Annotated in this window: 9 protein-coding genes; 8 read left to right on the top strand and 1 reads right to left on the bottom strand. The window is 43.1% G+C overall.

Annotated elements, in window-relative coordinates:
• Positions 1-2,486 (top strand): DUF2339 domain-containing protein (locus tag ENH88_RS12685; protein ID WP_304182635.1); only part of this gene is annotated, 2,486 nt, incomplete at its 5' end.
• Between the two features lie 104 nt (positions 2,487-2,590).
• Here ENH88_RS12685 and ENH88_RS12690 read toward each other — a convergent pair.
• On the bottom strand, positions 2,591-6,031 hold the full coding sequence (locus ENH88_RS12690) for a PAS domain-containing hybrid sensor histidine kinase/response regulator (protein ID WP_304182636.1): 3,441 nt from the start codon (positions 6,029-6,031) through the stop codon (positions 2,591-2,593).
• Positions 6,032-6,421: 390 nt separating this feature from the next.
• Here ENH88_RS12690 and ENH88_RS12695 point away from each other — a divergent pair, with 390 nt between their 5' ends.
• The 7 genes from ENH88_RS12695 (at position 6,422) to fba (ending at position 15,033) form a co-directional block, all read left to right on the top strand.
• A complete protein-coding gene (locus tag ENH88_RS12695) occupies positions 6,422-6,685 on the top strand; it encodes a DUF4212 domain-containing protein (protein ID WP_004586074.1) in 264 nt (87 codons plus the stop codon).
• Between the two features lie 10 nt (positions 6,686-6,695).
• Positions 6,696-8,420, top strand: a complete 1,725-nt coding sequence (locus ENH88_RS12700; RefSeq protein ID WP_304182646.1) for a sodium:solute symporter family protein — start codon at positions 6,696-6,698, stop codon at positions 8,418-8,420.
• A 115-nt stretch (positions 8,421-8,535) separates the two neighbouring features.
• Positions 8,536-10,374 carry a DUF294 nucleotidyltransferase-like domain-containing protein gene (locus ENH88_RS12705; RefSeq protein ID WP_304182647.1) on the top strand — a complete coding sequence of 613 codons (1,839 nt, stop codon included), beginning with the start codon at positions 8,536-8,538 and terminating at the stop codon, positions 10,372-10,374.
• A gap of 66 nt (positions 10,375-10,440) precedes the next feature.
• Positions 10,441-11,064, top strand: coding sequence for a 3'-5' exonuclease (locus ENH88_RS12710; protein ID WP_304182649.1), 624 nt, complete (start codon positions 10,441-10,443; stop codon positions 11,062-11,064).
• 438 nt (positions 11,065-11,502) lie between these two features.
• A complete protein-coding gene (gene epd / locus ENH88_RS12715) occupies positions 11,503-12,522 on the top strand; it encodes an erythrose-4-phosphate dehydrogenase (protein WP_304182650.1) in 1,020 nt (339 codons plus the stop codon).
• A 56-nt stretch (positions 12,523-12,578) separates the two neighbouring features.
• Positions 12,579-13,754: a phosphoglycerate kinase gene (locus ENH88_RS12720; protein ID WP_304182652.1), complete on the top strand. Its 1,176-nt coding sequence runs from the start codon at positions 12,579-12,581 to the stop codon at positions 13,752-13,754.
• Between the two features lie 214 nt (positions 13,755-13,968).
• Positions 13,969-15,033 carry a class II fructose-bisphosphate aldolase gene (fba, locus tag ENH88_RS12725; RefSeq protein WP_304182653.1) on the top strand — a complete coding sequence of 355 codons (1,065 nt, stop codon included), beginning with the start codon at positions 13,969-13,971 and terminating at the stop codon, positions 15,031-15,033.
• Positions 15,034-15,380 lie beyond the last annotated feature (347 nt).

The following is a 15,380-nucleotide window of genomic DNA, read 5'->3' on the forward strand; positions in this document are numbered from 1 at the left end:
AGATGTGTATAAGAGACAGACCTCACAGTGTAGCGCAAACCGTGCAGTCGCAAGTTGCACGCCCAATTGAGCTGGCACGATCACAGCATGCAAAAGCCGTTGAACAGCGCGCTTCAGCCATCAAGCAAACAACTCCTGCGGCAACAACTAGCCGCGAAAAATCATCTTCTCCTTCCGCGATTGATAGTTTTTTTAGTAAATTAAAAACCCAGTTTCAAGAACATTGGATGACCTGGATTGGCGGCGTTGCGCTGGCCTTTGGTGGTATATTTTTAGCAAAATACAGCTTAGATGCCGGTTTATTATCGCCAAGCTTACGACTCACTTTCGGTGGCTTATTTGGCGTTGCGTTAATTGCCGGGGCTGAATATCTGCATCGAAAAGGCATTGTTTTTGAAGGGTTTAATAACTATGTGCCCGCAGCACTGGCTGGTGGCGGGTTTATCAGCTGTTTTGCATTAACGCTGCTTGCCTATTCAAGTTATGCCATGTTAAGCGCAACCACGGCGTTTGTGATGCTGGCAGTTATTGCGCTGGCGGCAAGCTCCATGGCACTGCGCTTAGGGCCCTTGTTAGCGGTGTTAGGCATTGTTGGCGCATACAGCGTACCAATCTGGGTCAACACTGGCAGCGGTAACTTAGTGGCCTTATTGATGTACATTGGCTTTGTTACTTTGTCTGCGGTGTTAGTAGCGCAAAAAGTAAAACGACCATGGTTGTGGTATTTACTTTGGGCAGGGCACATTGGCTGGTATTGGCTGGCACTGAGTGTCATAAAGCCAACGCAGTATTGGTTAGTGGGTGGTTTTGCGCTGTTATCAATCATAGGGTTAATCGCGATGATGCGTTTAGGTGTCACCTTGCGTTTATTAGAATATCGCCCGCATAGTTTACCGCGGCTATTAAAATTACAGCCTGATCATCCATTACTGTTAGCGATTGTGGTGCCGTTATTGCTCACGATATTAATCTCTGTGGCGAGCGTGCAATGGCAAATTGTGATGGTGTGTTTAATTGTGATGTTGCTATTTTTGGTGCTGCAAAATAGCCGTTGGGATCTGTGGCAAGGCCTAGCACTACTAAGCGCCGTGTTATTGGTTGTGAGTCAGCAAGCTTATCATATTGATAGTAACGATCACCTATTCGTATTCAAAAACATGTATGGCTTTGGCTTATTACTGGGTATTGGCCTTTGCTTATACGGGCTGTATTTTGGCGCGCGTTACTACAAACGGTTAAGTTTCCACTTACTTGCTGCATTTAGTGTGTTTACCTTAATAGCAACGCTTTACACCCTAACGCCAGCACAAGATTTAGCGGTGGCATATTCATTATGGACAGTGTTATTACTGCTCAGCAGTGGTGTACTGATCAAACGCGCGCAACATGCTCACACCCAATGGCAGCAGTTTAGTTATTGGCTTGGTGCTAATGCCAATATCACCCTTTGTTTAACTATGCTACTTGCCGATAGTGGCTTAACGCTTGCGCTGGCCATTCAAGTATTGGCTATTAGTTACTTAGTTAAACGCCACAAGGTGCCAATGCCGCACTGGCCTATTAAAGCGTTAGTGGCCGTGGTGCTGGCAAGGTTAACCTTCGCGCCGTGGACATACGATGCTGATTTAACCTTTTTAGCACTGCATTGGAGCATAGTGGTTTACCCCGTTGCTGTTGGGTTATTTTGGTTTGCCGCAAAACAATGGCAACAAACAGACATGAAAATTTGGCTCGAAGGGGCTGCACTGCATTGTTTGGCATTATTTATCACCACCGAAACCAGCTATCAATTAGTTGGGCATTATCCGCAGCTTTCGTCTTTAAGCTTTTATGAGCAAATATTACTCAGCTGTAACTGGCTCGCGTTAGGCTGCGTTTATTTATACCGCGCGCAAAGTGCAGGGCAGCTGGGTAAGCTATACCGTACTGCAGGTCTGACCTTATCCGCGTTAGCGGGCTTATTGTTAATCAATACAGCATTACATGAAAACCCATTACTAATGCGTCTTTATGTGGGGGAAATACCGTTATTTAACTGGCTGTTATTAACCTGGTTAGTACCAAGTATGCTTACATTATGGTTGGCTAAATTAGTTAAACCACTTAATGCTAAGTTTAGCCAAATAGTACTGGGTGCATCAGGCTTATTAGCGGTGTTAGCAATCAATGCGCTGATCCGCCAATATTGGCAAGGAGCGTTTATTTACCTTGATAAAGCCACCAGTGATGCCGAGCTATACAGCTATTCAATCATTTGGTTATTGCTCGGTGCGCTGGTGGTTATCACTGGGCATTTAAAACAGCAATTACTACTACAAAAAGTCGGTTTAGGCATGCTCGGCGCGGTGATAGTGAAAGTGTTTTTAATCGATATGGCCAGCCTAACTGGTTTACTCAGAGCGGTGTCATTTATTGGCTTAGGTTTGTCGCTGGTTGGCCTGAGTTGGTTATTCCAAAAGCTCAGGAGTAAAGCACCAGCGGGGTAATTTAACTCAAGCAGTACACCCAGCAAGATTGTTGGGTGTACTTAGTTATGTTATTTAGCGCGAATCTGTTTTAATCTCTTGCCTAGCGGCTAGAACCTTTCACTTCACGTACTATGATTAAGCAGTGCTTTTAATTTCCCTGGTTTTATTGGTTTAGATAAGTAATGAATATCTTCGGCTTTGGTGGCTTGTTTTAGCTCTACATCGCGCACTGCGGTGATTAAAATGGCGGGCACCTTAGCTTGCCAAATCTCGCGTAGGGCTTTAATTAAGCTGATGCCGTCGTGCGCATGGCCGAGCTGATAATCCATTAAGATCACATCCGGTGCGCTGTGCGCATGTGCGTATGCCAACACGCTGTCAACTTGATCAAACAGCTGATAATTAGCTTGCCACTTTTGTAATAAACTAGCCATGGCATTGAGGTTTTCAGGATCGTCGTCAACGGCAATGATATTCATCGCGGAGCGCTCTTCAAACAAGCTGTTGGTCGCGAGCTTTTGTTGCACAAACTGGCTTTCACCATACGGTATTTCGATACTAAAACAGCTGCCTTTTTGCGGCGTTGAGCGCACATCTAAGCGAATTGATAGTAAATCGACCATACGTTTAACCACGCTAAGCCCTAGGCCGATGCCTTTGTTGTCAGACGCTTCTATGCGGTAAAAATCGTTGAATATTTTGGCTTGCTCTACTTCGCTAATGCCAGGGCCAGTGTCCCATACTTCGATGCGCAGGTGATGTTTACGTTTACGGCACGCCACTAAAACTTTACCCGTATTGGTGTATTTAACCGCATTTGACACTAAGTTCTGCACAATTCGCCGCAAATAGGTGATATCACTGTGGACAATATGCTGCCCGCTGCGCACCGTGAGCTTAAGGCCTTTTTCGGTTGATAAAATGGCGTATTCGTTGCGCAGTGGCGCGAGGATATCGTCAATACTAAAGTGGCGCGGGGTGGGGGTCATGGCACCTTGCTCTAGTTTGGCAATTTCTAATAATGCTGACATTAAATGCACGGTTGAATCGAGACTGGCACCGAGCTTTTCAAAGTTGTTGATATTGTTATCCGCAAGGGATTTTTCATCAATGGCGGCAAGGTATAAACGGGCGGCATTGAGTGGCTGTAAAATATCGTGACTGGCCAAGGCTAAAAAGCGGGTTTTACTGTCATTTGCTTGCTCAGCCTCACGCTTGGCTAAAGTGAGTGCTTGCTCTGTTTGTACGCGGCTTTCTATTTGTGCTTCGAGATCTTTATTGATAGTACGGATTTCTTGGGTACGGGCTTCAATGCGGTTCTCCAGATCCATGTTCACTTCTTCAAGCGCATTTTGTGTGGCAATGTGGGTGGTGATATCTGAAAAGCTGGTTACAAAGCCGCCGTCGGGCAGTGGGTTACCAATCATTTCGTATACTAGACCATTACGACGATGACGAATAAAGTGATGCGAACTGCCGTTTTTTAAATGCTGCACACGCTTTTCTACATGGCGTTCTATTTCGCCTGGGCCACATTCACCGCGCTCAGCGTTATAACGAATAATGTCTTCAATCGGTTGGCCGACTTCTAAAAACCCAGTTGGGTAGTTAAACATTTCTGCGTAGCGTTTATTCCAGGCCACTAGATTTAGCTCTTTATCAACAACTGAAATACCATGACTGAGGTTTTCCAGCGAAGTGTAGAGTAGATTTTGGTTAAATTGCAGGGCTTGCGTGGTTTCATCAAAAAAGTTAACCACTTCTTCAAATGCCATGCGTTTACCCGATGCAACGGTATGAATAAGTGCTTGCGCAGAAGAGGCACCCAATACGCCTGTTAAAGCACGCTCGCAGTAGGCGATAAACTCAGGATCTGGGTGCGTATTATTATCATCAAGTTGATGTGTTAGCGAAAAATGTGCGAGGACTTGCTGGCTACGTTGAATCCCCAAAAAAGTTTGTAGCAGCACTTTAAAATCGTACACAGTGGCTTTGACATTTTTGTTTAAACGCCTTGCCAGTACGGCTTGCTCTTTAGGGTTAACAAAGGCGGCGGCTTGAATTTTATCAATCAAGCGTTCATCGGCACCTAATGAAAAGCTGATGTAACAGCCGATGTTGGCAAATAACGCAATCAAGGTGCCACGGGTGATCAACGTTTGTTGCAGCTCTGTAGTAAGGGTATTGCCAGCATCGAGAATGGGCAGCATTAAAAACAGTATCCAGCAGATCAAACCGGCTAATAATCCAGCATAAACGCCGTAAGCATGTCCTTTGCGCCAGTACAAGCCGCCCACAATAGCGGGCAATAATTGCGTGACTAATGAAAAGGCAACTAAGCCCATGCTGGCAAGGGCTTTGCCATGGCCAAACCATTGCTGGTAGAAGTAAGACAAGATCAAAATACCGGCGATAGTAAAGCGCCTTACCAGTAATATTTGTGGTTTGTAACTGCTAGTAATGAGGTTGCGTTTGAATTTACGACGTAGCATTAACGGTAATACCACATCGTTTGAGATCATGGTACTGAGCGTTAACGTTGCAACCACAATCATCGCAGTAGCGGCCGATATGCCACCAATAAATACAAAGGTGGTAAGTAACACATTGTCGTGCATTAACGGCAGTGCCAGTACAAAGCTATCTGGTGAGAAGCCATTGCCAATTTCTGGGTGAATCGCCGCGGTAGCAATCGGTAAAATCATTGCAGCAGTCAGTAATAAATACAGCGGGAAGGCCCAGCGAGCGGTAAACAAGTGGCGCTTGTCTTGGTTATCAACCACGGTAACGTGGAACTGTCGTGGTAAACAGATGATCGCAGCGGCGGCCATCAACGATTGACCAATAAAGTTAAAGCTCAAAAAGTTAAAATTATCCCAATGTTGCCACAACGACTCTTTAATTTGTAGTTCACTGGTACTGGGTAAGTTATACAAGGTGAGCAGAGCTAAACCAGCGACTGCCACTAAGGCCAGCAGTTTGATCATCGATTCAAAGGCAACAGCAAGCATTAATCCTGAGCGATATTCGGTTACATCAACTTTACGGGTACCAAAAAATATTGCGAACATCGCCATGATCAAAGTAGCAGAGAGCGCCACCATTGAACCGGATATTTTGTTGTCACTTTGCAGTAGTAAAAAGCTGTTACTTAGTGCTTTTAACTGCAAGGCGATATACGGAATGGTTGCTAGTAGCGCAATCATAGTCACCATAATTGCAGTGGTTTGGCGCTTACCGTAGCGGGCGGAAATAAAGTCGGCGATGGTGGTGATATTTTGTTTTTTACTGACTAGCACTAGTTTACGTAAAAATCCTTGTCCGAAAAAAAACAACAATGCAGGGCCAAGTAAAATCGGTAAGTAACTCCAACTGCTGGTGGCAGCCGTGCCCACTGAGCCGTAGTAAGTCCACGAGGTGCAATAAATACCCAACGAGAAAGAGTAAACAAAAGGGTGGTGGCTAATTCGTTTGGCCAGTGGTGTGGTTTTATCGCCCCAGTTTGCTAGCCAAAACAAGATGCCAATGTACGCCAAAGCGACAAAAATCAGTGCAGCAGTCATGTATATAGTCAATTTTTATTTTGTTATTGCACACCATACCAGAAGTTTTCGCTGATTTGAGCTGTCAATTTTTGTGTAGAACATACAAATAAATCTATCTATTTGATATTTAATATTAATTATGTGTTTTTAAGATCTATTAGACTAATGTCGCAGATCTGCAACATAGCCTAGATGAATAGTTAAAATCACCCAGCGGAAATAGTTAACGTGATGATAATTAATGTTTTTTACTTAAATTTAACAAGTGGGCATTTGCAGTTTACGTAAACGTTAACTTGTTGTTACGACTATGGTCTCAATTCAATATTAAGGCAGCGTTGCTAAATTGGTTAGTGCAGATAATAAAAACCACATCACTTTTTACAGATGTTAAAGAGGAAATAAAAAATGGCTTTTAAAGATGAAGAACAAGCAAAAGCTTATTGGGCGGAAAACATTTCACTGCTGTTTAAATTATTAGCAGTTTGGTTTGTCGTGTCGTTTGGCTTTGGCATATTACTGGTTGATGTACTTAATGAAGTGCGTTTCTTTGGGTTTAAACTTGGCTTCTGGTTCTCCCAGCAAGGCGCGATTTACACCTTTGTGGCTTTGATTTTTGTGTACGTTTTCAAAATGAATACGTTAGATAAAAAATACGGCGTAGACGAATAGGAGCTAAGCAATGGATGTTCAAACACTCACGTTTATCATTGTCGGACTAAGCTTTGCGCTTTATATCGGCATTGCAATTTGGGCTCGAGCGGGCTCAACAAATGAATTTTATGTAGCAGGCGGCGGCGTTCCACCGCTTGCTAATGGTATGGCTACAGCTGCGGATTGGATGAGTGCTGCGTCATTTATCTCAATGGCAGGTATCATCTCTTTCGCCGGTTACGATGGCGGCGTGTACTTAATGGGTTGGACCGGTGGTTATGTATTACTTGCCATGTGTTTAGCACCTTATTTACGTAAGTTCGGCAAGTTTACTGTGCCCGATTTTATCGGTGACCGCTACTACTCACGCACTGCGCGTTTAGTGGCAATTTTGTGTGCCATCTTTATCTGTTTTACCTATATTGCAGGGCAAATGCGTGGTGTAGGCGTGGTATTCTCTCGCTTCTTAGAAGTTGAAATTGAAACCGGTGTTTACATTGGTATGGTTATCGTATTCTTTTATGCAGTATTAGGCGGCATGAAAGGCATTACCTATACCCAAGTGGCACAGTATTGTGTACTGGTATTTGCTTACCTTGTTCCTGCCATCTTTATCTCTATGATGATGACGGGTCACTTCTTCCCACAAACTGGCTTTGGCGCGACATTAATTGGCGGCGATGGTGTATATGTACTGGATAAACTTGATGGTTTAAGTGCTGAACTTGGCTTTGCGCAATACACTGAAGGCTCTAAGAGCATGATAGATGTGTTTGCTATCACAGGTGCATTAATGGTGGGTACTGCGGGTCTTCCACATGTAATCGTACGTTTTTTCACTGTACCGCGCGTTAAAGATACGCGTATCTCAGCGGCATGGACATTAGTGTTCATCGCTATTGTTTACACTACAGCGCCAGCGGTTGCCGCATTTGCCCGTGTTAACATGATTGATACCATAAACGGTAAAGATGGTAACGGTACTGAATACGCAGAAGCACCGACATGGGTGAAAAACTGGGAAAGAACGGGTTTAATCACCTTTAATGATAAAAATGGTGATGGCAAAATGTTTTACACCGCAGGTAAAATTGATGATCCAAACAGCGCTAACGAAGTTAACGTTGACCGCGACATCATGGTACTTGCGAACCCAGAAATTGCTAACTTACCAGCATGGGTAGTAGCGCTAGTAGCAGCTGGTGGTATTGCTGCGGCATTATCGACAACCGCTGGCTTACTACTGGTTATTTCGACCTCCGTATCGCACGATTTACTCAAGCGAACCTTAAAACCAAACATTAGCGATAAACAAGAGTTACTCGCAGCGAGGTTGGCAGCCATGGTTGCGATTGTTATCTCCGCTTACTTTGGTATTAACCCGCCTGGATTTGTGGCGTCGGTGGTGGCATTTGCATTCGGCTTAGCTGCTGCAAGTTTCTTCCCGGCGATCATTATGGGTATTTTCTCGAAAACAATGAATAAAGAAGGTGCGGTGCTAGGCATGGTGACAGGTATTACCTTTACTGCTGCTTATATTATTTTCTTCAAGTTTATCAGCCCAGAGCTTAACAACCCTGAACATTGGTTGTTCGGTATTTCGCCGGAAGGTATTGGTTTAGTAGGTATGCTTATTAACTTTGCAGTTGCTGCAATCGTGGTTAAGTTTACCGCTGATACACCGCTTGAAATTCAACAAATGGTTGAAAGCATTCGTAATCCTAAAGGTTCTAGTGAAGCACACGCTCACTAACAACGCTGATACTCTATTATATTGATAGATCCAAAAGCCCGACTTAAGTCGGGCTTTTTATTTACAGCTGATAGCAGTACAGTGAGTGTACGATTGTTTTATTGCGAGTAGCAAGATGAACCATGAGCAACAGGAAGTCGCCCAGTTTGTACTAGCACAAATGCCATTTAGCGGCCTTGATAGCAGCGCGACAGATTACTTTGTAAAACACCTTGATGTTATTTATCTGAACTGTGAAAACCAAACGCAATGGCTGCAATCAGAGTCCCCTAAACTGTTTTTAATTCGCTCTGGTTTGTATGACTTAGTGGATGCAAAAGGTGATGTGATCACCCATTTAGCACAAGGCGATTATTTTGGCTTCCCTTCATTGCTGACCGGCGAAGCAATTCAAAACCGTTTAGTCGTGCAAAAAGAGGGCATTGTTTATATGCTCAACCAAGAGGCGTTTGATTATTTGCGTCGTGAGTACAAACCGTTTGAACAGTATTTTGTGCGTGCCCATGCTAATCGGTTGTTGTCATCGCATTATAAAAGCCAAAATGACAGTTGGTCTGAGCGCAAAATATCAGAATTGATGTCACGTAAAGCGGTCACTTTGTCGCCCGATGCAAGTATTCGCCAAGCCGCTAAAAAAATGAAAGAGCACGGTGTATCATCAATTATGGTTACTGAGTATGAACGCTTAGTAGGGGTGGTGACTGATCGCGATTTACGCAACCGTGTACTAGCCGATGAAATCGACCCTCAGCAGGCAGTCCGTACGATTATGAGTGCGAAACCGAAGTTTATTTTTGAAAATAATCGGGTGTTTTCGGCGCTGCATTTAATGCTCAAACATAACATTCACCATTTACCTGTGCTGGATGAACGCCATAAAGCACTTGGTATGATCACCAGTACCGATTTATTACGTCAACAAAAGAGCGATCCCGTACAACTTATTGGCCGCATTTATAAAGCCCATAGTGTGATTGAGCTAAAACGCTACGCGGCTGAAATACCTGACTTACTGCGCAGTTTTTCGCATAATATTGATGATATATCCTTGATTGGTAAATTACTCAGTGGCTTGACTGATGCGCTTACGTCGCGGTTAATTTATTTATTTCAAGAGGATAACGGAGCTGCACCGACCAGTTTTAGTTTTATTTGTTTTGGCTCCCAAGCGCGCGAAGAGCAAACCTTACATTCCGATCAAGACAACGGTTTATTACTGCCTGATGATTTAACTGAACTGCATCAGGATTATTATCGGCGGATGGGGGAGTTTGTTTGTGAACAGCTGGTAGAGTGCGGTATTAGGCGTTGCCCAGGCAACATTATGGCCAGCAGTGAATTATGCAGAATGAGTATATCTGATTGGTGTGAAAAGTTTTTTACTTGGATAAAAAGTCCAACGCCACAGGCTATGCTGAACTGTAAAATATTTTTTGATTTACGCTTTATTGAAGGCTCAACGGCGCTTTACACTGCATTTTGTGAGCAACTAACCCGTATTTCTCGTGACGAATTATTTTATGCCGCCATGGCAACCGATATTAAGTCGAACTCCGTGCCGATTGGCTTATTTAATCAATTTAAACTCGAAAAAGATGCCAAACAGCATAAATACATTGATTTGAAAAAACGTGGCGTAGTGATCATTAACGACATTGTTCGTTTATATGCGTTAAAAGCAGGGATACGCCGAGCGAACACCCAAGAGCGCTTAGATGCATTACTGAAACATTCTTTATTAAGTAATCACGACGTGTATAACTTGAAAGACTGTTGGCGATTTTTAACGCAGTTGCGTTTGCGCACGCAAATAAACGAAGAAGGCTTGCCCAGCAACTGTATTAATCCAGATAAGTTAAGTTCGCTCGAACGTCATCAATTAAAAGAAGCGTTTTATTTACTTAAGCTGGCACAACAAGCTGCGGCATTTAAATTTGCCAGAGGAAGTTTATAAATGCAGTGGTTTTTTTATAGCGTGAGTTCACTTAACATTCGCACAATAAACAAGGTGAAAAACTAAGTGGTTAAACGTTGGCTGAGCCGTTATTTAGCGCGCAAGCAGTTGCTTGCGCAAAATGCATTAACGCAGCGCTATCTTGTGATTGATTTAGAGCTGACTGGGCTTGATCCAAAACAGCATGAGATTGTCTCGATTGCATGGCTGTTGATAGACAATCAATGTATTAAATTAAGTCAGGCGCAGCATGCCATTAATAAAGATGTGCAGCGCCTTGAGCAAAGCCCTGTATATCATGGTATTGCCCAGCAAGACGTCGCACAAGGGCAAAACTTGGCGGCTATTTTAACTGCATTAAGCGCACATTTTTCGGATGCGATCTTAGTGTTTCATAATGCCACGTTAGACTGGGGATTTTTAAAGCAAGCATTTCAAACTCACGGTATAGCGATACAACCTAAATTGATACTCGACACTTTTCAGATTGAAAAAAAACGCTTACATCAACAAGGTCAGCAAATTGGTTTGGATGATTTAACACTCACAGCGTGTCGCAAGCGTTATGAGTTACCTTATTACAGCACTCACCATGCACTTACCGATGCCATGGCGACCGCAGAGTTATTATTAGCACAGTGCCATCAAATAAGCCGTGGTAAGGAATTGAAATTGGCTGCGTTGCTTTGATGTGTCAATTCGGCGTTAATAGTGGTTTTGTTTAATTCTCTCTTTGGTTTTCTGCTATGAAAAATAATTTACTGCCATCTTCGGTGGGTATGCAAACATTTATTTAACTTCCCCTGTTATATTCAATCCCAAGGTCGATTACCAAAATTGGGCCATCTAAAAGGGTTAATTTTAAGTTTCTGCTGTTAACCTCTTATATTCAATCCCAAAGTCGATTACCAAAATCGGGCCATCTTAGGTGGGTATGCAAACATTTATTTAACCTTGCCTCTTATATTCAATCCCAAGGTCGATTACCAAAACTGGGCCATCTAAAAGGGTTAATTTTAAGTTTCTGCTGTTAACCTCTTATATTCAATCTCAAGGTCGATTACAATACCGCCATCTCAAAGGCAGGTTGCCTTTATCTGCAAGCAACTAGAGTGGATTTTCTTTCGAATGGCAATCAAACTTGCAATTAATGGTTTTGGTCGAATTGGTCGAAATATTGTCCGCGCGTTATATGAATCGGGACTTAGCGATCATATTAAAATCGTTGCGATTAATGAATTAGCGGATCCCGAAGGGATTGCTCACTTACTTAAATATGACACCTCCCATGGTCGTTTTAAATATCCGGTTACCTTAGGTGAAGATTCTCTGAGTGTCGCAGGCGATACGATCGCATTATTTTCTGAGCAAAACCCGATTGAGTTGCCATGGCGGTTACTTGATGTTGATGTGGTTTTAGAGTGTACAGGGGTTTATCATTCCCGTGAACACGCGCAATTGCATCTGGATGCGGGTGCTAAAAAAGTTTTATTTTCTCAGCCCGCTGATGCGGATGTTGATGCTACTATCGTGTATGGTATTAATGATGATGAACTGCTTGCTGAGCATACGATTGTTTCTAACGGTTCATGTACTACCAACTGTATAGTGCCGGTGATCAAAGTGCTTGATGATGCGTTTGGTATTGAATCGGGGGCGATTACGACCATTCATGCGTCGATGAACGATCAGCAAGTAATTGATGCCTATCATCATGATTTACGTCGTACCCGCGCTGCGAGTCAGTCTATTATTCCCGTAGATACTAAATTAGCTCGTGGTATTGAACGTATTTTACCTAAGTTCCATGGTCGCTTTGAAGCCATTGCAGTACGAGTGCCTACTATCAATGTTACTGCGATGGATCTGAGTGTGACGGTCAACGTTGATGTTGATTTAAACGCGGTGAATAAAGTATTAAAAGCAGCAGCGAGAGACCGTTTAGAAGGTATTTTAAGTTATACCGAAGAGCCATTGGTCTCGGTTGATTTTAATCATGACCCACATTCTTGTATCATAGATGGCACGCAGACACGAGTCAGTCATAAACGGCTGATAAAGTTGTTAGTGTGGTGTGATAATGAGTGGGGTTTCGCTAATCGTATGCTCGATACAGCACGAGTAATGATGGCAGCAAATAAAATTTAGAACCTAAAATAAAACCTATATATTTCAAGTCAGTATCGTTAACTAAGGAGAAGTCCATGTCGGTCATAAATATGGCAGATTTAGATTTAAACGGCAAACGCGTGTTAATTCGTGAAGATTTAAATGTACCAGTAAAAGCAGGTAAAGTGACCTCAGACGCACGTATTCGTGCTGCATTACCAAGTATTAAACTTGCCCTTGAAAAAGGCGCTAAAGTAATGGTGATGTCACACCTAGGCCGTCCTACGGAAGGGGAATACAACGAAGAGTTTTCATTAGCGCCTGTTGTTGATTACTTAAATGAAGCACTTGAGCAAAATGTACGCCTTGAAAAAGATTACTTAGATGGCGTTGAAATTGCTGATAATGAAGTGGTGGTTTTTGAAAACGTACGCTTTAATGTTGGCGAAAGCAAAGACGACGAAGTGCTATCTAAAAAACTCGCTGCATTATGTGATGTATACGTAATGGATGCATTTGGTACCGCTCACCGTGCTCAAGCGTCTACCCATGGTGTTGGTTTATTTGCAGATGTGGCTTGTGCAGGCCCGCTTTTAGCGGCTGAATTAGAGGCATTAGGTAAAGCACTTGATAACCCAGCTCGTCCGCTTGTAGCGATTGTTGGTGGTTCTAAGGTATCAACTAAACTAACCGTACTTGATTCACTGTCAACGATTGTTGATCAACTAGTAACAGGTGGCGGTATTGCCAATACCTTTATTGCAGCAGCGGGCTTCCCGGTTGGTAAATCATTATACGAAGCTGACTTAATTGACGAAGCAAATAAGTTAAGTGCAGCGGCGAAAAGTAACAATGGCGAAATTCCAGTACCAACCGATGTGGTTGTTGCGAATGAGTTTTCAGAATCTGCCGTTGCAACATTAAAAGATGTAAGCGAAGTTACAGACACCGATATGATTTTTGATATCGGTCCAGATACAGCGAGCAAGCTGGCAAAAATTATTGCCAATGCAGGTACTGTTGTATGGAATGGCCCTGTAGGTGTATTTGAATTTGATCAGTTTGGTAATGGCACCCGTGCTATTGCACAAGCAATTGCTAATTCAAATGCGTTTTCAATTGCTGGTGGCGGTGATACGTTAGCAGCCATTGATAAATACGGCATTGCCGATAAGATCTCGTATATTTCAACTGGCGGTGGTGCTTTCCTTGAGTTCTTAGAAGGGAAAAAATTACCAGCAGTTGCTATGCTTGAACAACGCGCTAAGTAATTAGCGTTTGCTCAGTGTACTTATTTAGGTAAGTACGCTGAGTACGATCAGTAATTAAATACCTCTCACCCTTATTTAATGCTGGTTTTGGATAACGGTAAATTTGGCAAAAGCCAAGGCTATCGAGGTGCAGTGATTGCACCGAACTCAACTATTCCGTTCGAACTAGGTAGCTTTGCGCGTGCGCAGCTATCGACAATTTGGAGAATACCAAATGGCTTTAATCAGTATGCGACAACTTCTTGATCATGCAGCTGAACACGGTTATGGCGTACCCGCTTTTAACGTTAATAACCAAGAGCAGATCCGCGCTATTATGATGGCGGCTGATAAAACTAACAGCCCAGTAATTGTACAAGGTTCAGCTGGCGCTCGTGCCTACGCTGGTGCCCCATTTATTCGTCACATGATTTTAGCTGCTGTTGAAGAGTGGCCACATATTCCTGTGGTAATGCACCAAGATCACGGTACTTCACCTGGCGTTTGCCAACGTTCAATTCAATTAGGTTTTTCATCAGTGATGATGGATGGCTCATTAATGAGCGATGGTAAAACACCGTCAAGCTATGAATATAACGTTGATGTAACACGTAAAACAGTTGAACTTGCGCACTCTTGCGGTGTGTCTGTTGAAGGCGAATTAGGTGTACTAGGCTCACTTGAAACCGGTGAAGCTGGCGAAGAAGATGGCGTTGGCGCAGAAGGTAAGTTAACGACAGATCAAATGCTTACCGATCCTGAAGAAGCGGCCGATTTTGTCAGTAAAACTCATGTTGATGCACTGGCTATTGCCTGCGGTACATCACACGGTGCGTATAAATTTACCCGTCCACCAACGGATGATATTTTAGCGATCGATCGTATTAAAGCGATCCACGCACGTATTCCTAACACTCATTTAGTAATGCATGGTTCGTCTTCAGTGCCGCAAGAATGGCTTGAGATCATCAACCAATACGGTGGTGAGATCCCGCAAACTTACGGTGTACCAGTCGAGCAGATCATCGAAGGTATTAAGTTTGGGGTGCGTAAAGTAAATATCGATACTGATTTACGCTTAGCATCAACGGGCGCAATTCGTCGTCATTTAGCACTTAACCCTGCGAATTTTGATCCACGTAAATACTTAGCTGAAGCAACAAAAGCGATGACAGAGATCTGTGTTGCTCGCTATGAGTCGTTTGGCACTGCGGGTCAAGCAAGTAAGATCAAACCAATTTCACTCGATGATATGCACCTTAAATATTTAACGGGTGAATTAGATCCGAAAATTAAATAAACTAATTCATTGAGTTATTTAATAAATAAACAAGCCAGTAGCATCCAACTACTGGCTTTTTATATAGTTGATCAATAGGGATCATTATTTTACCAAGCGTCAAACTTGGGATCACTGATTTACTAACTATGCGTCGCTGGGATCAGATTTTTACTAAGGATCGGCTAGACGGCAGGTTATTTTGTTGTAAAAATAGCCACTTCCACGCTTGCCTGTGCAAATGATCAACAACTTACGGATTTTGCTAGGTAAAAGATTGATCCCAGATCTGACTCGGTTAGTAAAAGCATGATCCCTAACTTAGTACTTGGTAGAATTTTGATCTCTATAAATGATCTGAGCTGCTT

The organism is Pseudoalteromonas prydzensis (genome assembly GCF_011050055.1).
In the GTDB taxonomy this organism is placed as follows: Bacteria; Pseudomonadota; Gammaproteobacteria; order Enterobacterales; family Alteromonadaceae; genus Pseudoalteromonas; species Pseudoalteromonas prydzensis_A.